This is a genomic window from Mycoplana dimorpha, from assembly GCF_003046475.1.
In the GTDB taxonomy this organism is placed as follows: domain Bacteria; phylum Pseudomonadota; class Alphaproteobacteria; order Rhizobiales; family Rhizobiaceae; genus Mycoplana; species Mycoplana dimorpha.
In genome coordinates, this window is the sequence record NZ_PZZZ01000010.1 from 111821 (window position 1) to 137395 (window position 25575).

Genomic DNA, 25575 nt, shown 5'->3' on the forward strand with positions numbered 1-25575 from the left:
GAGGTCGCGATGGAAAGCCCGGTGGATATGCTCGATCCGCTGACGGTGGCGGAACGTTGGATGGACGATGGACGGGATGTGGCGATCGCCACGGTTGTCGAGACCTGGGGCTCGGCGCCACGTCCGACCGGCAGCCATCTGGTGATCGACAAGGACGGCAATTTCCACGGCTCGGTGTCGGGCGGCTGCGTCGAAGGGGCGGTCATCACCGAGGCGCTGGATGTTATCGAAAGCGGCGAGCCGAAGATGCTCGAATTCGGCGTCGCCGACGAAACGGCCTGGCGGGTCGGCCTGTCCTGTGGCGGGCGGATCCGCGTCTATGTGGAGCGGCTTGGCTGATGGACCCTCATAATCTGCGCAAGCTGAACGCCGACCGGCACGCCCGCCGCGCCGTGGTGCACCTGACGGACCTGGCGGACGGGCGCGACCGGGTCGTGCGCGAGGGGGACGCAGTTGCCGGCGCGCTCGGCGAGGCGATCGCCGCCGCGTTCCGGTCCGGCAGGTCCGGCGTGGCCGAGGTCGACGGCCGCAGCTTCTTCCTCAATGTCCATCTGCCGCCGGCGCGTATCGTCGTCATCGGGGCGGTACACATCAGCCAGGCGCTCGCAGCGCTTGCCAGGGTGGCGGGCTTCGACCTGACGATCGTCGATCCGCGCACCGCTTTTGCCACCGATGAGCGCTTTGCCGGCGTCGATCTCGTTGCCGATTGGCCGGAGGACGTCCTGAAGCAGCGCCCCCTCGACGCCTATTGCGCGCTCGTTGCGGTCACGCACGATCCGAAGATCGACGATTTTCCGATCCGTGCCGCGCTGGAGGCCGGCTGCTTCTACGTCGGCGCCCTCGGCAGCCGGAAGACGCATGCAAGGCGGCTGGAGCGGCTCGAGGCGCAGGGGGTCGGCGCGGACGCGCTCGCCCGCATTTCGGCGCCTATCGGCCTCGACATCGGCGCGGCGAGCCCGGCGGAGATCGCTGTCGCCATCCTGGCCGAGATCATCCAGGCTTTCCGTCGACGGGACCTGCGCATGGAGGCGGCAGCATGATCTTCGGCGAACTGGCATCGCACGATGCGGCAGGCGCGATCCTCGCACACGGCGTCCGCGGCGAGGGCGTGTCCTTTTCAAAGGGACGGCGGCTTTCCGAGGACGACTGCCGCCAGCTCGTGGCTTCCGGCATCGAGAGCGTCATCGCCGCGCGGATGGAGCCGGGGGACATCGACGAGAACGCCGCGGCGGCGCGCCTTGCCGAGGCAATCGGGCCGGATCACCTGACCTTCTCCACGCCGGCCACGGGTCGCGTCAACCTGCATGCTGCCGTCGCCGGCCTGTTCCGCGCCGACCGCGCCACGATCGACCGCTTCAATCGGATCGATCCGGCGATCACGCTCGCGACCCTGCCGGACCATGCGAGCGTGCAGCCGGGCGACATGGTGGCGACGATCAAGATCATCCCGCTGGCGGTGCCGGGGGAGGCAGTTGAGCGGGCGGCAGCCGTTCTCGCCGGCGCCGACGCCCTGTTGGTGAAACCTTTCCGCGCCCGTCGCGTGGCGCTGGTCGCCACCGTCCTGCCGTCGCTGAAGCCGTCGGTCATGGACAAGACCCGTCTTCTCCTGGAGCACCGGCTGGCGCCGTCGGGAAGCACGCTCATTGGCGAAACGCGGGTGGCACACAAGACGGAATCGCTCGCTGCGGTGCTGGCGCCGGCGGCTCGTGAAAACGAACTAGTCGTCGTCTTTGGTGCCTCCGCCGTCTCCGACGCGGGGGACGTGATCCCCGCCGCGATCCGCAAGGCCGGCGGGCACGTCGAACAGGTCGGAATGCCCGTCGACCCCGGGAATCTCTTGGTGCTCGGCCGCATCGGAGAAACGCCGGTTATCGGTGCGCCAGGCTGCGCCCGCAGCCCAAAGGAAAACGGCTTTGACTGGGTGCTCGCCCGCATACTCGCCGGCGAGGCGCCGGGAGCCTACGATGTGACCGGCATGGGGGTCGGCGGCCTGCTTATGGAGATACCGACGCGGCCGCAGCCGCGCGAGATGAAGGGCGAGCACAAGGCCGCCGCCGATTCGGCCGGTGCCGTCGTCGCGATCGTATTGGCTGCCGGACAGGCAAGGCGGATGGGCGCGGATGGACGGCACAAGCTGCTGGCCGAGTTCGACGGCGTTCCGCTGGTGCGCAAGTCGGTGATGGCGGCGCTGGCGGCGGCGCCGGCCAAGGTAGTCGTGGTGACCGGCCACCGCGCGTCGGAAATCGAGGCGGCGGTCGCCGGCCTTCCGGTGGCGATCGTCCGCAACCCGCTTTACCGGGAAGGCATGTCGACCTCGCTCATCGCAGGGCTCGATGCCGCCGGCGCGGACTGCAGCGGCGTGCTGGTCCATCTCGCGGACATGCCCCGCGTCGAGCCGGAGGACCTGCGCCGGCTGATGGCTGCCTTTACGGCCGCAGGCGGCAACGCCGTGGTGCGTGCGGTCTCGAACGGCAAGCGCGGCAACCCGGTGATCCTGCCGCGCTCGACCTTCGCGGCGGTCGGGAGGCTCGAGGGCGACGTGGGTGCACGCCAGATCATCGAGACGGCGGGCCTCGACATCATCGACGTCGAGATCGGCCCGGCGGCGCACCTTGACGTCGACACGCCCGAAGCCGTCGCGAACGCTGGCGGGATGCTGAAGGAATAGCGTGATGGACAATGCCGCGATCGAGGAGATGTTCCAGGCGCTCGGGCCGGTGACCATCAAGCGCATGTTCGGCGGCAAGGGCATCTATGTCGGCGATCTGATCGTCGCGCTCGAGGTGGACGGCGAAATCCTGCTCAAGGCCGACGAGGTGACGATACCGGAATTCGAGCTGTCCGGCTGCCGGCAGTGGACCTACGAGGGACGCAAGGGCACGCCATTGAAAATGCCGTACTGGAGCATTCCGGACGACGCCTTCGACGATCCGGACCTCATGGCGGACTGGGTCCGCCTGGCGCTGGAGGCGTCGCTCCGCGCCAGTTCGCTCAAGCGCTGAGGGGACGCCCGGCTGCACTGCGAAGTGCGGCGACGGCATCGGCTGCGAAACGCGACAGCGGCTGCGGCAGGGCATCGAGGGCGAACCAGCCGAATTCCGGCAGCTTCTCCGGCTCCATCACCCTGGGGTCGCCGGAAAATTCCTCGGTTGTGTAGATGACGGAGACCCAGTGCTGTCCATCGGCCGCGAAAAGCATTTCGGACAGGCAGAGAAACTCGATCTGGCCGAAGGCGAGCCCTGTCTCTTCCTCGGCTTCGCGGCGGGCCGCGTCGCGCGAGTGCTCCATATGGTCGACCTTGCCGCCGACAATGCTCCAGTGGCCTGCTTCCGGCGCCCGCGCGCGGCGATAGAGCAGAAGCCTGTCGTCACGCAAGATCGCCAGTCCGCATCCGACGCCGGGAATTTCGACACCGGGAACGGACACGAATCGATCAGGCCTTGCCGGCAATCAGCATGAAGGCGGGAATGTCCTCGCCGAAGCCGACCGGCGTCGGACCGTCGTCATCGTCGCGGCGATAGCGGCTGCGGCGTTCACGGTGGTCGTCGTTGGCAGGGCGCTGGTTGCGCACCGGCTGGTTCGGCTTGGTCTCGTTATGGCGTCCGGCTTTCATGGCGTCGCTTCCCTTCTCCGCCATTACGGCCTCGCGCGCATTGTCGTCCTTGCGGGTATCGCTTTTATGACTGTTTCCACGATCACGATCACGATCACGATCATGGCCACGATCATGGCCACGGTCGCGTTCACGGCCGCGCTCCCGTCCCTTGCGGGGCTTCTCGCGCTCTTCGCTCTCGACGACGGCAGGCAGGGTGGACAGGTCGCCGTTCAGCCATTCGACAGTCTGGCCGATAAGCTTCTCGATGGCGTCGGAGAACTTGGTGTCGCGCTTGGTGACCAGCGTGAAGGCAGCGCCCGAGCGGCCGGCCCGGCCGGTGCGGCCGATGCGGTGGACGTAATCCTCGGCGTGGATCGGAACGTCGAAATTGAACACGTGGCTGACGTCCGGAATGTCGAGGCCGCGGGCGGCGACGTCCGAGGCGACGAGCAGCTTGATGTTGCCGTCCTTGAAGTTCGCCAGCATCGTCATGCGCGAGCGCTGGTCCATGTCGCCGTGCAGGGCGCCGACCGAGAAGCCGTGGCGATCCAGCGAGCGGAACAGGTCGGCAACGTCCTTCTTGCGGTTGCAGAAGATGATCGCGTTCTTCAGGTCTTCCTGGGCGCGGATCAGGTCACGCAGCGCCGAGCGCTTTTCGTAGTCCTTGGAATGCGTTGCGACGAAGCGCTGCGTCACCGTTATGGCGGTAGAGGCGGGCGCGGAGACCTCGATGCGCTCGGGGTTCTGCAGGAAACGATCGGCGAGCTTCTGGATTTCCGGCGGCATGGTTGCCGAGAAGAACAGCGTCTGCCGGGTGAAGGGGATCAGCTTGGCGATGCGCTCGATGTCCGGGATGAAGCCCATGTCGAGCATGCGGTCGGCCTCGTCGATCACGAGAACCTCGACGCCGGTCATCAAAAGCTTGCCGCGTTCGCAATGGTCGAGCAGACGGCCGGGCGTGGCGATCAGCACGTCGGCGCCGCGCTCCAGCTTGCGGTCCTGTTCGTCGAACGACACGCCACCGATCAGCAGCGCGATGTTGAGCTTGTGGTTCTTGCCGTACTTCTCGAAGTTCTCGGCGACCTGGGCGGCGAGTTCGCGCGTTGGCTCCAGAATGAGCGTCCGCGGCATGCGCGCCCGGGCGCGGCCCTTTTCGAGCAACGTCAGCATCGGCAGCACGAAAGAGGCTGTCTTGCCCGTACCGGTCTGGGCAATTCCCAGGATATCGCGACGCTGCAGGGCCGGCGGTATGGCCCCGGCCTGGATGGGGGTCGGGGTCGTGTAGCCCGCGTCGGTGACGGCGGAGAGTACCTTTTGGCTCAGGCCAAGATCAGAAAAAGTTGTCAAAGGGAAATCTGTTTCCGTTCCGGTTCGTGCGAACGCCTTGGTTTCAGCTTCGGTAATTGTCGCTGGATGCAGGCGGCTTAGTCTGAAAGCGCCGGAAAGTCAAGGAAACCGGCGTTCCATGAAGATTTGCGAGTAAAACGAATGAAATAAGCAGTTAATACCCGACATCAATCCATGTGGGCGGAGAGCTTTGTTCCGGCCAGGAGGAAGCGGGAAGGGTCCCTGGCGCGGCCGTCGCGGCGGACCTCATAGTGCAGATGCGGTCCGGTGGACCGTCCCGTCGAGCCCGACAGGCCGATGACTTCGCCGCTCTCGACCACGTCGCCGTTCTTCACCAGCACCTGGGACAGGTGCGCGTACCGCGTCGTCAGCCCGTCGCCGTGATCGATCTCGACAAGATTGCCATATCCGCCGTTGCGGCCGGCCGTGATTACGGTACCCGAACCGGAAGCCCGGACTTCGCTGCCGACCGGCATGCGGAAGTCGATTCCGGCGTGCAGCGCAAGGCGGCCGAGGAACGGATCGGTGCGGTTGCCGAAGCGGCTGGTGACATCGCCGCCGGGAGAGGGGTTGCCGAACGGCAGCCGGCGTGCCGTGCCGCGCAGCATGTCAAGCCGGCTGAGCGTCGTGTCGAGTTCCCCGAGCGAAACCTCGAAGCGGTTACCCGTCTCGGGCTCGACGAACGGGCCGCCGATCGCATCTGTCGCAAGGTCCGTCGTGGCGGTCTGCGCGAGATCGATGCCTGTTGATGCCAGGATTGCCTGAATGGCGTCCGCCGTGTGCGCCGCGCCGTCGGTCAGCCTTTCGATCCGGGACAATTGCCGGCGTTCGATGTCCTTCAGCGAGAGAGTGACGTTGGAGAACATCCGGTCCGTCCGGTCTGCGGCCGATTCGCCGGGATCTGCATAGTAGAGGGTGGTGACGGCCGCCTGCCGCACTGTGCCGGCGGCCTCGCGGCCCAGCAGCCGATCGATGGCCCTGACGCCGGCGGCCTTGTCGTTCCGACCGCCGTAGGCGAGGGGCTCCTGTGTGGCGGGCAACGTGCCGACGTCTGCACCCTCATCGGCCAGGCCGGCGTCGCCGGCGCGGTTCAGCAGCGTATCCAGCCTTCCGTTGCGCTCCGTCAGCGCCAGTTGCTGCTGAAAGAGCTTTTCCACCTTCTCCTCGACGACCTGCTGGTCGAGCAACTGGCGGCTTGTTACCCGGTCGACCTGCGCGCGCAGGGCCGAGATGCGGTCTTCGTAGTCATGCTGCATGCGGGCCTGGCGCGCCATGGTCGCACCGATCAACCCATCCCGCAGCACCAGATAGGAGGTGGCGGCGAGATAGCCGATGGTGAACATGCCGATAAAGCAGAAGGCCAGCGCCATCATCCAGGGGCGGATGGTCATGTGCCGGACACGGTCGCCGCTGGCGACGATGATGATGTGCTGCTGCTCGCGCTTACCGAAGACGCGATTTTCAGGACGATCCGCCACCCTCAACTCCCGATCGAGAATCCCTGCCCCACAGGGTCGTCGGCAATTACACCCCGTTAAGGTTAAGAAACGCTTGCGATGGTGCCGCGGTCGTTTACCCGGCCCGATCTTCGAGGCCGGGAACCGGTTGCGGGACAAGCATGCCTGAACCCGGAGACCGGAATGTCCCTGGGGCGTTAGCTCTGGCTGACGGAAACGAGGCTCCGGTAAAAGGAGGGCGTAAGGCCTGCTTCAGCCCGGGCCACGTCGTTGAACGGCGCCTTCAGCGGACCGCGGAAGTTGACCCGCACAAGTTCCCTGAAGGTCGCGGCAGGGTCCTTCCGGTCGCGCGCGCAAAGGAAGCGGAACCACTTGGCGCCGACGGCCACATGCCCTTTCTCGTCGTTGTAGATGACGTCGAGGATGTCGGCGCTTTCGTTGTCGCCGGTCTCGCGCATCTTCGCCTGCAGCACCGGCGTCACGTCGAGTCCGCGCGCCTCGAGGATCAGCGGCACGACGGCGAGGCGCGCGGTCAGGTCGTTGCGCGTGCTGTGGGCCGCCTGCCAGAGCCCATCATGGGCGGGCAGGTCGCCATAATCGGCCCCGAGTGCCCTCAAGCGGTCGCGGATCATCCGGAAGTGCTTCGCCTCCTCGAACGCTACCTGCATCCAGCCGTCGAAGAAGGAGTGCGGCACTCCTTGAGTCGTGAAGCGGGCAACGATGTCGAGCGCGAGATCGACCGCATTGAGCTCGATATGCGCGAGCGCGTGCAAAAGTGCGATCCGGCCCTTCAGTGTATGGAGCGAGCGCTTCTCCATGTTCTTCGGCGGCACCAGTTCCGGCCGGTCAGGTCGACCCGGCCTGTCCGGCAGCGGTGGGTCCAGCGGCGAACGCAGCGACAGGGTACGCGAAAACCATCGCCGCGCCGTCTCCTGCGCAAGTTCGGTCTTTTGATCCAGGTCGGCTGAGATGATCGCCCGCGTGGCGCCGCCACGCAGGCTTTCGATCGATGGCCGGCCGTTCGTCGTGCTGTCCTGCGGCATCCTACAACTCTTTCGCACGTGCCAGGACGGCTTGGGCGTGGCCGGGGACCTTCACCTTGTGCCAAATTTCCGCGATCTGGCCTTCGGCGTCGATAAGGAAGGTCGTGCGTTCGACGCCCATGTAGCGGCGCCCGTACATGCTTTTCTCCGTCCAGACGCCGTAGGCCTCGAGGACATGATGGTCCTCGTCCGAGAGCAGGCGTACCTTGAGGCCGTGCTTGGCCCGGAACCGTTCATGCTTGCTGACGGGATCTGGCGACAGGCCGAGAACGACGATACCGGCCGCCTCGAACTGATCGGCGAGCTCGGAAAACGCGATATTTTCGGCGGTGCAGCCGGCCGTGTCGTCCTTTGGATAGAAAAACAGCACGACGGGACTGCCGCGAAGCTTGGACAGCTCGACGTGGCCGCCGCCGTCGCTCGGCAGCGAAAAATCGGGAGCGGGAGTTCCGGGCGACATTTCTGCCATGGGATTTCCTTTCTTTAGACAGGTTTTTCGGTCATGGGGCGCTGCCTCCGGTATATAGTCCTGACGGGAATCGTCCAGATGCAGCGCCGTTTGGCCGATGCGCCAGAGGAGTAAACAACCGCGACATGAGCGAGATCCGCGGCGAGAAGGTCAAATTCGGTCGGGGCGACATCGTCTGCCTGCACCAGTTGCCGTCCGCCCGCGCCCATGAACCGCTGGTCTTGCACTGTACGGAGCGTCCGAGCCACCTGTCGGTCTTGTTGCGCTTCCTGGTCGGACTTTCTGCCTTTTTCGCTCTTGTCCTGGTGCTTGTCGTCGCCACTGTCGAAAGCGGTCTTGTGGATGCGCCGCTCAACGGACGCGCCTTGACGGCGCTGAACCGCGCCGTCGGACCGAACTACACCGCTTCAGTGGAAAAGACCGTCCTCCGCTTCTCCAGCTTCGGTGGCCTGGCGCTGAAGGCCGAGCACGTCAAGCTGGTGGAAAAGGCCGGCGGGCAGAGCGTCGCCAACGCCGCCGCCGTCTCGATCGTTCTCGATCCGCTGGCGCTGCTCGCCGGCCGGGTCGCGCCGACACGGCTTGATATCGACGGCGCGATGTTCAATCCCGCCCTCATGCCGAGCGGGCCGCCTGTCGATTTCGAAAAGTTCCGACTCGATGCCGTGCCTGCCTATCAGGAACTGGCCTTCGAACGGCTGGGCGAGATCGAGGGCATGATTGCTGACAACGGTCTTTCGCACGTTCGCATCAACAACCTGGCTCTGCCGCTCGTCGGCGGCGGCGGACGGCTCTTGACCCTCGTTGTCGAGCACCTGACCTTCGCGCGGTCTGCGGCAGGCGAGATGGCGATCGACGGGCGTTATGGGCTGGACGGCAAGGACGGCAGCCTCCACCTGGTAACGCAGTCGAACGCCGACGGACGCGTGATCGACGGCAGGATCTCCGGCGTTCCGCTTGGCGCGTTCGCCCCGCGGCGCACCGCGACGGGTGGCGTTGCGAGTGGGCTGGACGCGCAGGCGGACCTCACCCTGTCGGCGTCGCATGGACCGGCAGCAGGCTCCCGGCAACTCGAACTGGCGGTCACTTCCGAAGGTGGCACCCTGTATCTGGACGGTATCGGTGCGGCGCTGAAACCGAGCCGGTTGGTGCTCAACTACGACTACGAGCGTCGTTCGCTCGAGGTCTTGCCGTCGATGATACAGGTCGGTGCGTCGAAGTTTCCCTTTACGGGCGGCCTGATCGACCTCGACCGGCTGTCGGACCAGACGGAAAAAGGCTTTGCGGTCGATCTTGTCGTCCGCAATGCGGTCAGCGCGCCGGAGGATACGGCGGAGGCGCCGGTCCGCTTCGATGCGAAGGCCGCCGGCAGGCTGATTCCGGCGAAAAAGCAGGTGCTGTTCGACGAGTTGGGCGTATCCAGCCCGCAGGGCTCGCTGGCCGGCTCCCTCGGGCTCAGCTTCGGCGGCAAGTCTCCCGAGGTCAACTTCGCCATGGTGAGCGACCGGGTGCAGGCGGCGGCGGTGAAGCAGCTCTGGCCTTTCTGGATCGCCAAGAAGGCGCGCCAGTGGGTAACCCGCAACATCTTCGGCGGCACCGTCACAAACGGCCGAATCGAGGTGTCCATGGCGGCTGATCGGGAGCCTGAGCCTGATGGGCGGCTGGAACTCGGCGAAGGCGAACTGCGAATCGCCTTTGATATCGCGGATACGCGTCTCAACATTGCCGGCACCATTCCGCCGCTGCGCGATGCGTCGGGGCACTTCGAACTCAACGGCGGGCGCGTCGACATCGGGATCACAAGCGGCACGAGCTACATGCCGTCGGGTCGGACCGTGACCGTCAAAGGCGGCAAGTTCCTGATGCCGGACGTGCACGCGCGGCCGCTGATGGCCGACCTGGACATCGACCTTGCGGGTCCGGCCGACGCGCTCGCCGAACTCGTCACCTACGAGCCCATCGATGCCCTGAAGAAAACCCCTTTCACGCCGCACGACCTTTCCGGCGCGGCGGAGGCGAAGGTGAAGGCTCGGTTCGGTCTTGTCCGCGACCAGAACCCGCCGGCGCCCGAATGGGCCGCCGAGATAAAACTGCTCGGCGTCGATCTGAAGAAACCGCTCGCGGGGCGAAACATCGCGGCTGTCGAGGGGACGCTCAGCGTAAACCCGACGCGGGCCGACCTGAAGGCAAAGGCGCGGATTGATCAGGTGCCGCTGGAGGTCACGCTCGTCGAGCCGCTGGGGGCGTCCGCTGGCCGGAAGCGCGAACTGACCATTGGCGGAACGATCGGCGACGCGGATCGCGCCCGGCTCTTCCCGGGACTGAAGGATCTGCTTTCCGGGCCCGTGACGATCTCGGTCGCCACCGATCCCGACGGCCGCCAGAAGATCGAGGCCGATCTGCGCCGCGCAGTGGTCTCGTTGCCGTGGATCGGCTGGACGAAAGGGGCCGGAATTGCGGCGACCTCGACATTCACGCTCGACCAGCAGGACGGCAAGACCCGCCTGTCCGGCTTCCACTTTTCGGGCGATGGCTTCGCGGTCGCGGGCGACGTCGTTCTCAGCGGGGCGTCGCTGCAGTCGGCCCGATTCGACACCGTGCGGCTGTCCGCCCAGGACGAATACGCGCTTGTTGTCGAGCGCGGCAAGTCGGGATACGTGGTCCAGGCAAAGGGCCGATCGGTGGATGCCCGCCCGGTGCTGGCGCGGTTGAAGGCAAATCCGTCCGGATCGGCCAGCCAGGACGATGTGCCGATTTCCGTTCGTGCCGAGCTTGACCAGGTCACCGGTTTCAACGGCGAGGCACTCGGCAATGTCCGCCTGACCTATGCAACCAACGGCAAGCGGATCACGACGCTCGACCTCAGAGGCGTGACCGCCAGCGGCCAGGCGATCGTCGCGACCATGGGTGGCGGCAACGGCCCAAACACGCTTGAACTCACCAGCGGCGACGCCGGCGCCTTGGCCCGCCTCGCGAACCTGTACCGTCACATGGAAGGCGGCCTACTCAACATGCGCCTCAAGGCTGGCGCCGACGGAAGCTGGCGGGGGCCGCTCGACATCCGCAAATTCCGGCTGATCGGCGAGGATAAGCTGCGCTCGATGGTGTCGACGCCGGCCGGAGGACGCAGCCTCAACGAGGCAGTCCGCAAGGAAATCGACACGAGCTCGATGCACTTTTCGCGCGGGTTCGCCTTCATCGTTGCAAATCAGGGAACGCTGCGGGTGGAAAACGGCGTCGTCCGGGGCGAGGCGGTCGGCGCCACCTTCCAGGGTGCCGTACGCGATGCAAGCGATCGGATGGAGCTGACCGGCACCTTCATGCCGGCCTACGGCCTCAACCGCTTGTTTGCCGAGCTGCCGCTGATCGGCTTCATCCTTGGCAATGGCAGCGACCGGGGCCTGATCGGCATCACCTTCAAGCTCAGCGGACCGTTCGATCGGCCGGGCCTGGTGGTCAACCCGCTCTCGATCATCGCGCCCGGCGTGTTCCGCAACATCTTCGAGTTCTGAGCCGGACAGGGCTGGATGGCAGCCAGCTTGGTCGGGTTCAGGCAGCAAAAGACCCGCGATCGAGGCGAGCGCGGGTCTTGATGTGATCTCTGGGCTGCGATCAGGCGGGGCGGACGAGAATGTGCTTTTTCTTGCCGAGCGACAGCTTGATCACGCCGTCGGCGGTGACGTCTGCGCCGCCGATCGTCATGCGTTCGTCGGCCGCCGCGTTGTCGTTGATGCGCACCGCGCCGCCCTGGACATGCCGGCGGGCCTCGCCGTTGGACGCGGCAAGGCCGGCCCGGACGATCAGGGAAAGCAGGCCGATGCCACCTTCGAGTTCGCCGGTCGGGACCTCGATCGAGGGGAGGTTCTCGGCAATCGCACCTTCCTCGAAGGTCTTGCGGGCGGTTTCTGCCGCCTGCTCCGCATTCTCCCGGCCATGCAGCATGGCAGTGACTTCGGTGGCGAGGATCTTCTTGACCTCGTTGATCTCCGAGCCGCCGAGTGCGGAAAGGCGGGCGATCTCGTCCATCGGCAGCGTCGTGTAGAGCTTGAGGAAGCGGGTGACGTCGGCGTCCTCGGTGTTGCGCCAGTACTGCCAGAAGTCATAGGCCGACAGCATGTCGGGGTTGAGCCACACGGCACCGGAAAGCGACTTGCCCATCTTGGCGCCCGAGGCGGTGGTCAAAAGCGGCGAGGTCAGCGCGTAGAGCTGCGGGGTGCCCATGCGGTGGCCGAGGTCGAGGCCGTTGATGATGTTGCCCCACTGGTCGGAGCCGCCCATCTGCAGCCGCGTGCCGTAGCGCTTGTTCAGCTCCACGAAGTCGTAGGCCTGCAGGATCATGTAGTTGAATTCGAGGAAGGACAGCGACTGCTCGCGGTCGAGGCGCATCTTGACGCTGTCGAACGACAGCATGCGATTGACCGAGAAGTGCCGGCCGACGTCGCGCAGGAATTCGAGGTAGTTGATGCCGAGCAGCCAGTCGGCATTGTTGATCATCAGCGCGTCCTTGGGGCCGTCGCCGTAGGTCAGGTAGCTCGAGAACACCTTCTTGATCGAGGCGATGTTGGCGTCGATCGTCTCCGGCGTCATCAGCTGGCGCGCCTCGTCCTTGAACGAGGGGTCGCCGACCATGCCGGTGCCGCCGCCCATCAGCGAGATCGGCCGGTGGCCGGTCTGCTGGAACCAGTGCAGCATCATGATCTGGATCAGCCCGCCGGCGTGCAGGCTCGGCGCGGTCGGGTCGAAGCCGATGTAGGCCGTCACGGTTTCCTTGGCGAGCAGGTCGTCGAGGCCGGTCTCATCCGAGATCTGGTGGATAAAGCCGCGCTCGCTGAGCGTGCGAAGGAAATCTGACTTGAAACCCGACATTGGTCTTCTCTTGCGTAAGGGAGGTTTTCTTGAACGAAGCCGCGCCTGTAGCACTGATTTCGCCCATAATCACTCCAAAAGTGATTCTGGAATATTGCCATGGGACAGACAAAAACCGCGTTCGGCCTGATGAGCGGCACCAGCATGGACGGCATCGACGTCGCGCTGCTGCGCACTGACGGCGATCAGTTGCTCGAACGCGGCCCGGGGATGGGCTTTGCCTATGACGCCGGCTTTCGCCGGCGTCTGCAGGCAGCGCTTGAGACCGCGAAGGCGATCAGCCGGCGCGACGAGCGGCCCGGCGATCTTGTTGCGGTCGAACGGGAACTGACGTGGCGCCATGCCGATGCCGTGAGGTCTTTCCTTCAGGAAAACAGGCTGTTGCCGTCGGATGTTGATGTGATCGGCTTCCACGGCCAGACGGTGCTGCATCGGCCGGACCAGGCGCTGACCGTGCAACTCGGCGACGGCGCACTGCTGGCGCGCGAGACTGGCGTCTCGGTCGTCTTCGACATGCGTGCCAACGACATGGTGCATGGCGGGCAGGGGGCGCCGCTCATCCCCGTCTACCATGCGGCGCTGGCGCGCAACCTGCCGCCGCAATGCGCCTTTCCGGTGGTGTTCGTCAACATCGGCGGCATATCGAACCTCACCTATGTCGATGCGGGCGGCCAGATCGTTGCCTTCGACAGCGGTCCCGGAAACACGCTGATCGACCAGTGGGTCGAGGCGCATGCCGGCATCCCCTTCGATCAGGGCGGCATGATCGCCAGCGAAGGGCGGGTGCTGTCCGGCCTTGTGGCGCGCTACCTTGCCAACCCGTTCTTCACGGGGAGCAAGCGGCGCTCGCTCGATCGTAACGATTTCACGCTGCCGGCCGATGCCGAGGCGACGCTGGAGGACGGCGCACGCACGCTCGCCCATGTGACGGCCGCGGCGATCCTCAAGTCTGCGGGGCATCTGCCGGCACGGCCGAAGACCTTTGTCGTCTGCGGCGGGGGGCGGCTCAACCGGGTGATCATGGGCGACTTGGCCGAATTGGCTGCGGCTGAAGGGGCAACCGTGATGGGCGCGGAAGCGGCGGGGCTGAACGGTGACAGCATGGAGGCGGAGGCCTGGGCCTATCTCGCCGTGCGTTCGCTGGAGGGGCTGCCATTGACGTTTCCCGGCACGACCGGGGTGCGGGCGCCGGTTTCGGGCGGGGTGTTGGCTGTCCCGGCATGATAGGGCAAGAAAAAACCCGCCGGAGAAACCGGCGGGTCGGATAGGCTTGTTGATTTATCCGATCAACGAATCCGCTTGGCCGCCGGCTCCGGCGTCAGTTCGCCCGCGAGGCGGCGGTCCAGGTAATCCTCGCACTCGGCCATCAGCGTCTCCATGTGGCCGTTGAAGAAATGGTTGGCGCCCGGAACCGTCTTGTGCGTGATCAGGATGCCCTTCTGCGCCTTCAGCTTCTCCACCAGCGCGTTGACGTCCTTCTCCGGCGCCACCTTGTCGGCGTCGCCGTTGATGATCAGCCCCGAGGACGGGCAGGGGGCGAGGAACGAGAAGTCGTAGATGTTCGGCTGCGGGGCGATCGACATAAAGCCCTCAATTTCCGGACGGCGCATCAGTAGCTGCATGCCGATCCAGGCGCCGAACGAATAGCCTGCCACCCAGCAGCTCTTCGAATCCGGATGCAGGCTCTGCACCCAGTCGAGCGCCGAGGCTGCGTCCGAAAGCTCGCCGGCGCCGTGATCGAACTCGCCCTGGCTCCGGCCGATGCCGCGGAAGTTGAACCGCAGCGTCGTGAACCCGCGCTTCTGGAACATGTAGAAGAGCTGGTAGACGATCTGGTTGTTCATCGTGCCACCGAACTGCGGGTGCGGGTGCAGGATGATGGCGATGGGGGCATTCTTCTGCTTGGAAGGCTGATATCGGCCCTCCAGGCGACCGGCGGGTCCGTTGAAGATGATTTCGGGCATGCTTTCTCCGGCGCGTGTTTTCTGGTTTTGCTAAACCGCTTCGACATCCCTGGATGTCTTGACGAATTCAGTCAGCTTTTCTAAAAGCAGTTTAGAACCATTCGAAACTTTGGTACGCTATGTGCGTATCGAGGTTCGTCTCTTACGGCAAGCCCGGCGGAAATTTCAAGGAAAATGCTCGCTGCCTTGCCCGAGGAACGCCTTCGGGAGTTGATTTCAACAATGCCGGCACGGCCGAGGACATATCTGGACTGGAACGCGACGGCGCTGCTTGCACCCGAAGCCCGGACGGCCATGTTGGCCGCGCTCGGCCTGTCCGGCAATCCGTCCTCCGTCCACGGCGAGGGGCGGGCTGTACGGGCGCTGATCGACGCGGCCCGGCGCGACGTGGCGGGCTTGGTCGGTGCCGATCCGGCGCACGTGATCTTCACCAGCGGCGCGACCGAGGCGGCCAGCATGGTGCTCACGCCCGATTTCCGCATGGGGCGCACGCCGCTTTCGATCGGCAGGCTCTATGTGTCGGCCATCGAACATCCCGCCGTCAGGGAAGGCGGGCGGTTCGACAAGGAGCAGGTGATCGAGATCCCGGTGACGGCCGCCGGTATCGTCGACCTTGCCGCCCTCGAGGCGCTGCTCGACGCCCATGACGCCGAAAGCGGCCTGCCGATGGTCGCCGTCATGCTCGCCAACAATGAGACCGGCATCATCCAGCCGGTGCGCGCGGCCGGCGAGATCGTCCACAAACGGGGCGGCCTGTTCGTCGTCGATGCAGTGCAGGCTGCCGGGCGGCTGCCGCTATCTATCAGCGATCTCGGTGCCGACTTCCTGTTCCTGTCGGCGCACAAGCTCGGCGGGCCAAAGGGCGCCGGGGCGCTGGTGTCGCGCGGCGAGGTGCTGATGCCGAAGCCGCTGATCCGCGGCGGCGGCCAGGAAAAGGGCCACCGTTCCGGCACCGAAAACGCCGCGGCTATCGCGGGCTTTGGAGCGGTTGCACGGGCGGCGGCTGACGGTTTGGAGGCGCGCACCGCGCGCATCAGGGCCTTGCGCGACCACCTGGAAGCAAGAATGGCGGCGCTTGCGGGCGACGTGATCATTCACGGCCGAGCGGTCGAGCGGCTTTCGAACACGACGTTCTTCAGCCTGCCGGGCCTGAAGTCGGAGACCGGCCAGATCGCCTTCGACCTCGAGGGGATCGCAGTGTCGGCCGGATCGGCCTGTTCGTCGGGCAAGGTCGGCGCCAGCCACGTGCTGACGGCGATGGGCTTCGATGCGGCGCTCGGAGGGCTTCGTGCCTCGCTGGGCCCCACGACCACCGAGGCGGATGTGGACCGCTTTCTCGACGCCTTTGCGCGTATTGCCGGACGGCGGCGGCAGGGGACTGCGGCCGCCTGACGAAAGTTGCGGAAACGCAAGTTTTTGCTTGCCAAAAGGTGTGAAAAGCCCCTTCTGGCGCCTACATAACCGGCGGAAACCCGCCACACGTTGACAAGCTGCCGGACCTTGGATCCGGCGAGATTGGAGAACGACATGCCTGCCGTGCAGGAAACGATCGATCAGGTCCGTCAGATTGACGTCGACCAGTACAAGTACGGCTTCGAGACGACCGTCGAGATGGAAAAGGCGCCGAAGGGCCTTTCCGAGGACATCATCCGTTTCATCTCGGCCAAGAAGAACGAGCCCGACTGGATGCTCGAGTGGCGTCTGGGCGCCTATCGCCGTTGGCTGACGCTGGAGGAGCCGGCCTGGGCGCGCGTCAACTACCCGAAGATCGACTTCAACGACCTCTACTACTACGCCGCGCCGAAGAACCAGAGCGGCCCGATGTCGATCGACGATGTCGATCCGGAAATCATCAAGACCTACGAGAAGCTCGGCATCCCGCTGCGCGAGCAGGAGATTCTTGCCGGCGTGCAGAAATCCAAGGTCGCCGTCGACGCCGTGTTCGATTCCGTCTCGGTCGTCACGACCTTCAAGGAAGAGCTGAAGAAGGCCGGCGTGATCTTCATGTCGATCTCCGAGGCGATCCGCGAGCATCCGGACCTGGTGAAGAAGTATCTCGGCACCGTCGTGCCGACCACCGACAACTTCTATGCGACGCTGAACTCGGCTGTCTTTACCGACGGTTCGTTCGTGTTCGTGCCGAAGGGCGTCCGCTGCCCGATGGAGCTTTCCACCTATTTCCGCATCAACGAGCGGGATACAGGCCAGTTCGAGCGCACGCTGATCATCGCCGAGGAGGGCGCGTACGTCTCCTACCTCGAAGGCTGCACGGCGCCCCAGCGCGACGAGAACCAGCTTCACGCAGCGGTGGTGGAGCTCGTGGCGCTCGATGACGCCGAGATCAAGTACTCCACCGTTCAGAACTGGTATCCGGGCGACAAGGACGGCAAGGGCGGCATCTACAACTTCGTCACCAAGCGGGGCGATTGCCGCGGCAAGAACTCGAAGATCTCCTGGACGCAGGTCGAGACCGGTTCGGCGATCACATGGAAGTATCCGTCCTGCATCCTGCGCGGCGACAATTCGCGCGGCGAATTCTATTCGATCGCCGTTTCGAACGGGCACCAGCAGGTCGATTCCGGCACCAAGATGATCCACCTCGGCAAGAACACGTCGAGCCGCATCATCTCCAAGGGCATCGCCGCCGGCGTCTCGCAGAACACCTATCGCGGCCAGGTCTCGACCCACCGCAAGGCGGAGAACGCCCGCAACTTCACCCAGTGCGACTCGCTGCTCATCGGCGACCGCTGCGGTGCGCATACGGTGCCCTACATCGAGGCGAAGAACTCGACGTCGCACTTCGAGCACGAGGCGACCACCTCGAAGATCTCCGAGGACCAGCTGTTCTACTGCCTCCAGCGCGGCATCCCGGAAGAGGCGGCGATCGCGCTGATCGTCAACGGCTTCGTCAAGGAAGTGATCCAGGAGCTGCCGATGGAGTTCGCCGTCGAGGCGCAGAAGCTGATCAGCATCAGCCTCGAAGGCTCGGTCGGCTAAAACGGCCCTGAGAGAATTCGGCGCGCGTCGTCGCGCCATGTCCCATTCGATCCCGCAGAGGATACACCATGCTTGAAATCAAGAACCTGCACGCACGCATCGCCGAGGACGGCACCGAGATCATCCGCGGCCTGAACCTGACCGTCAGGGACGGCGAGGTCGCCGCCATCATGGGCCCGAACGGCTCTGGCAAGTCGACGCTGTCCTACATCCTCGCCGGCCGCGAGGACTACGAGGTCACCGAGGGCGACATCCTCTACAACGGCGAGAGCATTCTCGAGCTTGATCCGTCGGAGCGGGCCGCCAAGGGCATCTTCCTTGCCTTCCAGTACCCGATCGAGATCCCCGGCGTCGCCACCATGCAGTTCCTGAAGGTTGCGATGAACGAGCAGCGCAAGGCGCGCGGCGAGGATGAGCTGACGACGCCGGACTTCATGCGCCGCGTCAAGGAAGCCGCCGCCGAACTGCAGATCTCTCCGGAAATGCTGCGCCGTCCGCTCAATGTCGGCTTTTCCGGTGGCGAGAAGAAGCGCTCGGAGATCCTGCAGATGGCGCTGCTCGAGCCGCGGCTCTGCGTCCTCGACGAAACCGATTCTGGTCTCGACATCGACGCGCTGAAGATCGTCGCCGACGGCGTCAACGCGCTGCGTTCGCCGGATCGTTCGGTCGTCGTCATCACCCACTATCAGCGCCTGCTCGACTATATCGTGCCGGACACGGTCCACGTGCTCTACAAGGGCCAGATCATCAAGTCCGGCGACAAGACGCTGGCGCACGATCTCGAAGCCAACGGCTATGCCGATATCATCGAGGCGGCCGCCTGAGCGCCGGGAAGGACGGATCCATGAATATCCAAGCAGGGTTCAAGCCGACCGCGGCGGAAGCCGCCCTGGTCGAGGCCTATGACAAGCAGCTGGGCGATCTGCCGGGCGATGGCGCCACCCTCGCCGCGCGCGACGCGCTGCTCAGCGACCTCAAGACGGCCGGGCTGCCGACCCGCCGCATCGAGGCCTGGCATTATACCGATCTCAAGTCGCTGCTGCGCGCTGTGCCCGCCTATCGCGACGAGATGACCGCCAGCCGGGTTGATCCGATCGTACCTGGCTCCACGGTTCTGTCGGTGACGAACGGCAAGGCGAACCTGCGCAGTCTGCAGGACGGGATCTCGGTTCGCAGCTATGCGGACGCGCTGCTGGACGGATCGGCGGCCGAAAGGCTGTCCGAACGCGATCGCGACGACGCGATCGGACAGATCAACGGCTCGTTCGTGCGCGACGGTCTGTCGATCGAGTTTGCCGATGGCCTCGAGGTGGAAACCCCGATCGAGATCCAGTCCGTGCAGAATTGCGGCCAGGTCAGCACGCGCTTTCCGGTCCGCTTCGGCGCGGGCGCCAAGGCGACCGTGATCGAGCGTCATCTGGCGGTCGGCGACGAGGCGGCGCTGGTCACCTCGGTCAGCGACGTGCGGCTCGACGACGGCGCCGAGATCACCTGGATCATCTTCCAGTCGCAGGGAGAAGCCGACACCCATCTCGCGCAGTTCAAGGCGTCCCTTGGCGCCAACGCGAACCTCCGTCTTTACGTCATCAACGGCGGCGGCAAGCTGGTGCGGCAGGAAATCCACGTCGCGGTGGCGGGCGAGGGCTCGAACCTGACGCTGCGCGGCATCAACCTGCTCGGCGGAGAGAGCCATACCGACGTGACCTTCACCGTTGGGCACAACGTGCCGCACACGACGTCTTCCGAAGTGATCCGCAACGTCGTCTTCGACCGGGCCAAGGGCGTGTTCCAGGGCCAGATCCGGGTTGCTCCGGATGCCCAGAAGACCGACGCGAAGATGTCGTGCAACACGCTGCTTCTGTCCGACGACGCGGATTTTTCTGCCAAGCCGGAGCTGGAGATCTTCGCCGACGACGTGCAGTGCGGTCACGGCGCCACCGTCATCGACATCAACCACACGCAGCTCTTCTACCTGATGGCGCGTGGCATCCCGGAGAACAAGGCGCGGGCCATGCTGGTCAACGCCTTCGTCGCCGAGATCGTCGAGGAGCTGGAAGACGAGGCGCTGGTCGAGTCGCTGGAAGGCGTCATTACCGACTGGCTGGACAGGCACGCCTGATCGGCGGAGTGAGATTGTCGAGATGAACCAGATCAAACCCGTGACGACCTACAACGTCGAGGCGATCCGCCGGGACTTTCCGATCCTGTCGCGGCAGGTCTACGGCAAGCCGCTGGTCTATCTCGACAACGGCGCATCGGCGCAGAAGCCGCAGGTGGTGATCGACGCGATCGCGCACGCCTATTCCAACGAATACGCCAACGTCCATCGCGGCCTGCACTTCCTCTCCAATGCCGCGACGGAAGCCTATGAGGCTGCGCGCGAGAAGGTGCGGCGCTTCCTGAACGCGCCGTCGGTCGACAACATCATCTTCACCAAGTCCTCGACCGAGGCGATCAACACGGTCGCCTATGGCTACGGCATGCCCAAGCTCGGCGAGGGCGACGAGATCGTGCTGTCGATCATGGAGCACCACTCCAACATCGTGCCCTGGCATTTCATCCGCGAGCAGAAGGGCGCCAAGCTCGTCTGGGCGCCGGTGGACGAGCAGGGCGCCTTCCACGTCGAGGACTTCGTCAAGTGCCTCACGGATCGCACCAAGCTGATCGCGATCACGCATATGTCGAACGCGCTCGGCACGGTCGTGCCGGTCAAGGAGATCTGCAAGATCGCCCGCGAACGCGGCATTCCGGTGCTGGTCGACGGCTCGCAAGGCGCCGTTCACCTGCCGGTCGATGTCCAGGACATCGATTGCGACTGGTACGTGATGACCGGCCACAAGCTGTACGGCCCATCCGGCATCGGCGTGCTCTACGGCAAGACCGACCGGCTGAAGGAGATGCGGCCGTTCCAGGGCGGCGGCGAGATGATCGTGGAGGTGACCGAGGACATCGTCACCTACAACGACCCGCCACACCGCTTCGAGGCCGGCACGCCGCCGATCGTGCAGGCGATCGGGCTCGGTTATGCGCTCGACTACATGGAGAAGGTCGGCCGCGCCGCGATTGCCGCGCACGAGGCTGACATTGCGGCCTATGCCCACGAGCGGCTTTCCGCGGTCAATTCGTTGCGCATCTTCGGCACGGCGCCCAACAAGGGGGCGATCTTTGCCTTCGAACTCGAGGGCATCCACTCGCATGACGTGTCGATGGTGATCGATCGGGCCGGGGTCGCCGTGCGCGCCGGGACCCACTGCGCCCAGCCGCTCTTGAAGCGCTTCGGCGTCACATCCACATGCCGCGCCTCGTTCGGCATGTACAACACGCGTGCAGAAGTGGACGTGCTGGCCGATGCGCTGGATTACGCCCGCAAGTTCTTTGCCTGAGGAGTCTGAAATGTCTGTCGACACCACGGAAGAGAAGGTCGACGCCCGCGAGGGCATCGTCAACTCCGCGATTCCTGCGGACGAACTGGCCCGCCTCAGCGACGACATCATTGCTGCGCTGAAGACGGTCTACGATCCGGAAATTCCGGCCGACATCTTCGAACTCGGCCTGATCTACAAAATCGACATCGAGGACGACCGGATGGTGAAGATCGACATGACGCTGACCGCCCCCGGCTGCCCGGTTGCGGGCGAGATGCCGGGTTGGGTGGAGAATGCGGTCGGCGCCGTCGAGGGTGTTTCCGGCGTCGAGGTCTCGATGACCTTTGATCCGCCGTGGACGCCGGACCGCATGTCCGAGGAGGCGCAGGTCGCGGTCGGCTGGTACTGACCCGGCAAGCTGGCAGCCGTCCGGACCGGACGCGAGGCGCAAGCTATTGATCCCCTTACCGGCTGCCATTACATTTGTTTCGGATCCGTCGGGCCTTGAACCCGTCTGGAAAAGGAGAACCGGCTCATGGCCTTTGCAGTAATGACGATTACCGATGCCGCCGCCGACCGCGTCAGGGCGATCGTGGATAATGCCGGCGGCGATGCCAAGGGCATACGGGTCGGCATCAAGAAGGGCGGCTGCGCGGGGATGGAGTATTCCGTCGATCTCGTCACCGAGCCGAATGCCAAGGACGATCTCGTCGAGCACGCCGGCGCCCGGGTCTGGGTCGCCCCGGAAGCGGTGCTCTATCTGCTCGGCACCGAGATGGATTTCGAGGTGACGACGCTTCGCTCCGGCTTCACCTTCCACAACCCGAACCAGACGTCGGCCTGCGGCTGCGGTGAATCGGTCGAGTTGAAGCCTGCCGATCTCGCAGCCCTCGCCGCGACCGGCAACCCGACGGTGCGCGCCGGCTAAGGCGGTCATTCCTCGAAGCAAGAGCTGGTTCGAGCGGCGTGCTGACTTAGGGCAACAAGCCGTCCTATGGCTTTACGCAGGTGCCTACCGGCCATGCAGCGTTGCAACGGACGCCCGTCCGCCAACGTCAACGTTTCAAGCTGATCCGACGGCCCAAGCCTATATGCACGAGAGCCTCTCCGCTACCGTGGGAACGGTCGATCTCACTGTTTCGACGCTATTCCGGACGCAAAACCGCTAGGCATTTTCGTTGAAATCGCGGGCAAAAAATCCCCGGCTCACGGCCGGGGATCGATCGCATTGCTATGTTGTTGGCTTACTCGGCCGCTTCGGCATAGTCCTCGAGCGGCGGGCAGGAGCAGACGAGGTTCCGATCGCCATAGACGTTGTCGACGCGGTTGACCGGCGACCAGTACTTGTCCACCCGGAAGGCGCCCGGCGGGTAGCAGGCCTGCTCCCGCGAGTAGGGCCGGTCCCACTCGCCGACCAGGTCCTCGACCGTGTGCGGCGCGTTTTTCAGCGGGTTGTTGACCTTGTCCATCCGGCCTTCCTCAATGGCGCGGGCCTCCTCGCGGATCGCCAGCATCGCATCGCAGAACCGGTCGAGTTCGGCCTTCGTCTCCGATTCGGTCGGCTCGATCATCAGCGTGCCGGCCACCGGCCAGCTCATCGTCGGGGCATGGAAGCCGCAGTCGATCAGGCGCTTGGCCACGTCGTCGACGGTCACGCCGGCGCTGTCGACCAGCGGGCGCGTGTCGATGATGCACTCGTGCGCCACCCGGCCCTTCGCCGACTTGTAGAGCACGTCATAGGCGCCCTTCAGCCGGGCGGCGACGTAGTTGGCGTTTAGGATCGCCACCTTCGTCGCCTGCGTCAGGCCTTCGCCGCCCATCATCAGGCAGTAGCTCCAGGAGATCGGCAGGATCGACGCCGAACCGAACGGAGCGGCCGAGACCGCGCCCGCGTCGCCGCTGCGCGGGTCCTTCGGCAGGAACGGCGCCAGATGCGCCTTCACGCCGATCGGACCCATGCCCGGGCCGCCGCCGCCATGCGGGATGCAGAAGGTCTTGTGCAGGTTAAGATGGCTGACGTCGGAGCCGATATCGCCGGGGCGGGCGAGCCCGACCATGGCGTTCATGTTGGCGCCGTCGAGATAGACCTGGCCGCCGTGCTTGTGGACGATCTCGCAGACCTCGCGCACGTTCTCCTCGAACACGCCGTGGGTCGACGGATAGGTGATCATGCAGCACGAGAGGTTTTCCGCGTATTTCTCTGCTTTCGCGCGGAAATCCTCCATGTCGATGTCGCCGTTGTCGCTCGCCTTGACGACGACCACCTTCATGCCGGCCATCTGCGCCGAGGCCGGGTTGGTGCCGTGCGCCGAGGTCGGGATCAGGCAGACGTCGCGATGCGCATTGCCATTGGCAATGTGGTAGTCGCGGATCGTCAGCAGGCCGGCATATTCCCCTTGCGCGCCGGAATTCGGCTGCATGGAGATCGCATCATAGCCGGTGATGGCGCAGAGCTTGGCCGACAGGTCGTCGATCAGTTCGCGATAGCCTTCCGCCTGGTCGGCCGGGACGAAGGGATGGATCTCCGCAAATTCCGGCCAGGTGATCGGCAGCATCTCGGCCGTCGCGTTCAGCTTCATCGTGCAGGAGCCGAGCGGGATCATCGAGCGGTCGAGCGCGAGGTCGCGGTCCGACAGCCGGCGGATGTAGCGGGTCATCTCGCTTTCCGCGCGGTTCATGTGGAAGATCGGGTGCGTCAGGTACGCGCTGGTCCGAAGCAGGTTCGCCGGCAGGCGATAGCCCGGCTCGAACTGCGAGACCTCGAAGTCGCCGCCGAAGGCACGCCAGACCGCTTCCAGCGTGACCGGCCGCGAGCGCTCGTCGAGGCTTATGCCGATGCGGTCGTCGCCGATCTTGCGAAGGTTCACCCCCTCGGCGACCGCCGTCTTCAGGATGACGCCCTGCAGCTTGCCGACATGGACGGTGATCGTGTCGAAGAACATCTCCGGCTCCACCGTGTAGCCGAGCTTCTCCAGGCCCATGGCGAGGCGGACGGTCTTCTGGTGGACGCTCTGCGAGATCGCCTTGATGCCCTGCGGGCCGTGGAAGACCGCATACATCGACGCCATCACGGCGAGCAGCACCTGGGCGGTGCAGATGTTCGACGTCGCCTTCTCGCGGCGGATGTGCTGCTCGCGCGTCTGCAGCGACAGGCGATAGGCGCGGTTGCCGCGGGCATCGACGGAGACGCCGACGAGGCGGCCCGGCATGTTGCGCTTGTAGGCATCCTTGACCGCCATGTAGGCGGCATGCGGCCCGCCATAGCCGACCGGCACGCCGAAGCGCTGGGTCGTGCCGATGGCGATGTCGGCATCCATGTCGCCCGGCGACTTCAGGAGCGCCAGCGCCAGCGGATCGGCGGCCACGACGGCGATGGCGCCAGCGGCATGCAGCGAGGCGATGACGTCGGTGAAGTCGTGCACGTGGCCGTAGGTGCCCGGATACTGGAAGATCGCGCCGAAGACCTCGGACGGGACCAGATCCTTGAAGGGGTCGCCGACCTTGATCGACCAACCGAGCGGCTCGGAGCGGGTCTTCAGCAGCGCGATCGTCTGCGGATGGCAGTTCTCGTCGACGAAGAAGGTCGTCGCCTTGGAGGTCGAAACGCGCTCCGCCATCGCCATGGCCTCGGCGGCGGCGGTCGCCTCGTCCAGCAGCGAGGCGTTGGCGATGTCGAGGCCGGTCAGGTCGCAGACCATGGTCTGGTAGTTGAGCAGCGCCTCGAGCCGGCCCTGGCTGATCTCGGGCTGGTAAGGCGTATAGGCCGTATACCAGGCCGGGTTCTCCAGGATGTTGCGCTGGATCACCGGCGGGGTGATGGTGCCGTAGTAGCCCTGGCCGATCAGCGAAACCAGTTTCTGGTTCTTGTTGGCGGTCTCGCGCAGCTTGTCGAGCGCCTCGCGCTCGGTCATCGGCGCGCCCCATTCGAGCGGCTTCTGCTGGCGGATCGACTGCGGCACGGTGTCATCGATCAGCGCGTCGAGGCTGTCATAGCCCACGACCTTCAGCATGTCCTCCATCTCCTTCGGCGAGGGGCCGATGTGGCGACGGTTGGCGAAGTCGTAGGGCTGGTAGTCGGTGAAGGTAAAATCCTTGGGCAGGTTCATCAGCCAACGAGCTCCTTGTAGGCTGCCTCGTCGAGCAGCGCGTCCGCGTCGGCCTTGTTCGCCAGCTTCAGCTTAAAGAACCAGCCGGCGCCCTGCGGGTCGCTATTGACGAGGGAGGGGTCATCGACGATCGCCTGGTTGACCTCGACGATCTCGCCGTCGAGCGGACAATAGACGTCCGACGCCGCCTTGACCGATTCGACGGTGGCCGCATCGCCGCCCTTCTCGTGGGTGCCGCCGACGGCAGGCAGTTCGACGAAGACAAGATCGCCGAGCTGTTCGGCGGCGTGGGTGGTAATGCCGACGGTGGCGATGTCGCCGTCGATCTTGAGCCATTCGTGCTCTGCGGTGAATTTCAGCATTTTGTGT

22 protein-coding genes are annotated in these 25575 nt (G+C 65.2%); 13 read left to right on the top strand and 9 right to left on the bottom strand.

Annotated elements, in window-relative coordinates:
• Positions 1-9: 9 nt before the first annotated feature.
• Genes C7449_RS20135 through C7449_RS20150 form a run of 4 tightly spaced genes read left to right on the top strand, consistent with a single transcriptional unit; the run spans position 10 to position 3002 of the window.
• Positions 10-339, top strand: a complete 330-nt coding sequence (locus C7449_RS20135) for an XdhC family protein (protein ID WP_108004736.1) — start codon at positions 10-12, stop codon at positions 337-339.
• Entirely contained in the window at positions 339-1040 is a 702-nt protein-coding gene (locus C7449_RS20140; protein ID WP_108004695.1) for an XdhC family protein, read from the top strand. The genes C7449_RS20135 and C7449_RS20140 overlap by 1 nt, the downstream gene beginning before the upstream one ends.
• Positions 1037-2668: an NTP transferase domain-containing protein gene (locus tag C7449_RS20145; protein WP_108004696.1), complete on the top strand. Its 1632-nt coding sequence runs from the start codon at positions 1037-1039 to the stop codon at positions 2666-2668. Before C7449_RS20140 ends, C7449_RS20145 begins: the two co-directional genes overlap by 4 nt.
• A gap of 4 nt (positions 2669-2672) precedes the next feature.
• Positions 2673-3002, top strand: a complete 330-nt coding sequence (locus C7449_RS20150) for a TfoX/Sxy family protein (protein WP_108004697.1) — start codon at positions 2673-2675, stop codon at positions 3000-3002.
• Here C7449_RS20150 and C7449_RS20155 read toward each other — a convergent pair.
• The 5 genes from C7449_RS20155 to bcp all read right to left on the bottom strand — a co-directional run bounded on the left by C7449_RS20155 (position 2992) and on the right by bcp (position 7911).
• Positions 2992-3426, bottom strand: coding sequence for an NUDIX domain-containing protein (locus C7449_RS20155; RefSeq protein WP_108004698.1), 435 nt, complete (start codon positions 3424-3426; stop codon positions 2992-2994). The genes C7449_RS20150 and C7449_RS20155 overlap by 11 nt on opposite strands.
• Before the next feature lie 7 nt (positions 3427-3433).
• Complete coding sequence (locus C7449_RS20160) at positions 3434-4942, bottom strand: DEAD/DEAH box helicase (protein WP_108004699.1); 1509 nt, start codon at positions 4940-4942, stop codon at positions 3434-3436.
• 167 nt (positions 4943-5109) lie between these two features.
• Entirely contained in the window at positions 5110-6420 is a 1311-nt protein-coding gene (locus C7449_RS20165) for a M23 family metallopeptidase (protein ID WP_245414461.1), read from the bottom strand.
• 176 nt (positions 6421-6596) lie between these two features.
• Positions 6597-7442 (bottom strand): ferritin-like domain-containing protein, encoded by an 846-nt coding sequence (locus tag C7449_RS20170; RefSeq protein WP_108004700.1) that lies wholly within the window; start codon positions 7440-7442, stop codon positions 6597-6599.
• A 1-nt stretch (position 7443) separates the two neighbouring features.
• On the bottom strand, positions 7444-7911 hold the full coding sequence (gene bcp / locus C7449_RS20175) for a thioredoxin-dependent thiol peroxidase (RefSeq protein ID WP_108004701.1): 468 nt from the start codon (positions 7909-7911) through the stop codon (positions 7444-7446).
• 125 nt (positions 7912-8036) lie between these two features.
• Here bcp and C7449_RS20180 point away from each other — a divergent pair, with 125 nt between their 5' ends.
• The gene (locus C7449_RS20180) at positions 8037-11420 is read left to right on the top strand and encodes a YhdP family protein (RefSeq protein WP_108004702.1); all 3384 of its coding nucleotides are present in this window, start codon (positions 8037-8039) and stop codon (positions 11418-11420) included.
• 100 nt (positions 11421-11520) lie between these two features.
• Here C7449_RS20180 and tyrS read toward each other — a convergent pair whose 3' ends face one another.
• The gene (gene tyrS / locus C7449_RS20185) at positions 11521-12774 is read right to left on the bottom strand and encodes a tyrosine--tRNA ligase (protein WP_108004703.1); all 1254 of its coding nucleotides are present in this window, start codon (positions 12772-12774) and stop codon (positions 11521-11523) included.
• 99 nt (positions 12775-12873) lie between these two features.
• Here tyrS and C7449_RS20190 point away from each other — a divergent pair, with 99 nt between their 5' ends.
• A complete protein-coding gene (locus C7449_RS20190) occupies positions 12874-13998 on the top strand; it encodes an anhydro-N-acetylmuramic acid kinase (protein WP_108004704.1) in 1125 nt (374 codons plus the stop codon).
• 62 nt (positions 13999-14060) lie between these two features.
• Here C7449_RS20190 and C7449_RS20195 read toward each other — a convergent pair whose 3' ends face one another.
• Positions 14061-14738 (bottom strand): alpha/beta hydrolase, encoded by a 678-nt coding sequence (locus C7449_RS20195; RefSeq protein ID WP_108004705.1) that lies wholly within the window; start codon positions 14736-14738, stop codon positions 14061-14063.
• A 222-nt stretch (positions 14739-14960) separates the two neighbouring features.
• Here C7449_RS20195 and C7449_RS20200 point away from each other — a divergent pair, with 222 nt between their 5' ends.
• The 7 genes from C7449_RS20200 to sufA all read left to right on the top strand — a co-directional run bounded on the left by C7449_RS20200 (position 14961) and on the right by sufA (position 22028).
• Positions 14961-16130, top strand: coding sequence for a cysteine desulfurase family protein (locus C7449_RS20200; protein WP_108004738.1), 1170 nt, complete (start codon positions 14961-14963; stop codon positions 16128-16130).
• 135 nt (positions 16131-16265) lie between these two features.
• Positions 16266-17735, top strand: coding sequence for a Fe-S cluster assembly protein SufB (gene sufB / locus C7449_RS20205; protein WP_108004706.1), 1470 nt, complete (start codon positions 16266-16268; stop codon positions 17733-17735).
• 68 nt (positions 17736-17803) lie between these two features.
• Positions 17804-18559: a Fe-S cluster assembly ATPase SufC gene (gene sufC, locus C7449_RS20210; protein WP_108004707.1), complete on the top strand. Its 756-nt coding sequence runs from the start codon at positions 17804-17806 to the stop codon at positions 18557-18559.
• Positions 18560-18579: 20 nt separating this feature from the next.
• Positions 18580-19854 (top strand): Fe-S cluster assembly protein SufD, encoded by a 1275-nt coding sequence (sufD, locus tag C7449_RS20215; protein WP_108004708.1) that lies wholly within the window; start codon positions 18580-18582, stop codon positions 19852-19854.
• Positions 19855-19876: 22 nt separating this feature from the next.
• A complete protein-coding gene (locus C7449_RS20220) occupies positions 19877-21118 on the top strand; it encodes a cysteine desulfurase (RefSeq protein ID WP_108004709.1) in 1242 nt (413 codons plus the stop codon).
• Between the two features lie 10 nt (positions 21119-21128).
• Positions 21129-21509, top strand: coding sequence for an SUF system Fe-S cluster assembly protein (locus C7449_RS20225; protein WP_108004710.1), 381 nt, complete (start codon positions 21129-21131; stop codon positions 21507-21509).
• Between the two features lie 126 nt (positions 21510-21635).
• Positions 21636-22028 (top strand): Fe-S cluster assembly scaffold SufA, encoded by a 393-nt coding sequence (gene sufA, locus C7449_RS20230; protein ID WP_108004711.1) that lies wholly within the window; start codon positions 21636-21638, stop codon positions 22026-22028.
• Positions 22029-22344: 316 nt separating this feature from the next.
• On the opposite strand, the gene gcvP is transcribed toward sufA, so the two are convergent.
• Both gcvP and gcvH read right to left on the bottom strand, forming a co-directional pair.
• Positions 22345-25206 carry an aminomethyl-transferring glycine dehydrogenase gene (gcvP, locus tag C7449_RS20235; RefSeq protein ID WP_108004712.1) on the bottom strand — a complete coding sequence of 954 codons (2862 nt, stop codon included), beginning with the start codon at positions 25204-25206 and terminating at the stop codon, positions 22345-22347.
• The gene (gcvH, locus tag C7449_RS20240; RefSeq protein WP_108004713.1) at positions 25206-25568 is read right to left on the bottom strand and encodes a glycine cleavage system protein GcvH; all 363 of its coding nucleotides are present in this window, start codon (positions 25566-25568) and stop codon (positions 25206-25208) included. Before gcvH ends, gcvP begins: the two co-directional genes overlap by 1 nt.
• Positions 25569-25575 lie beyond the last annotated feature (7 nt).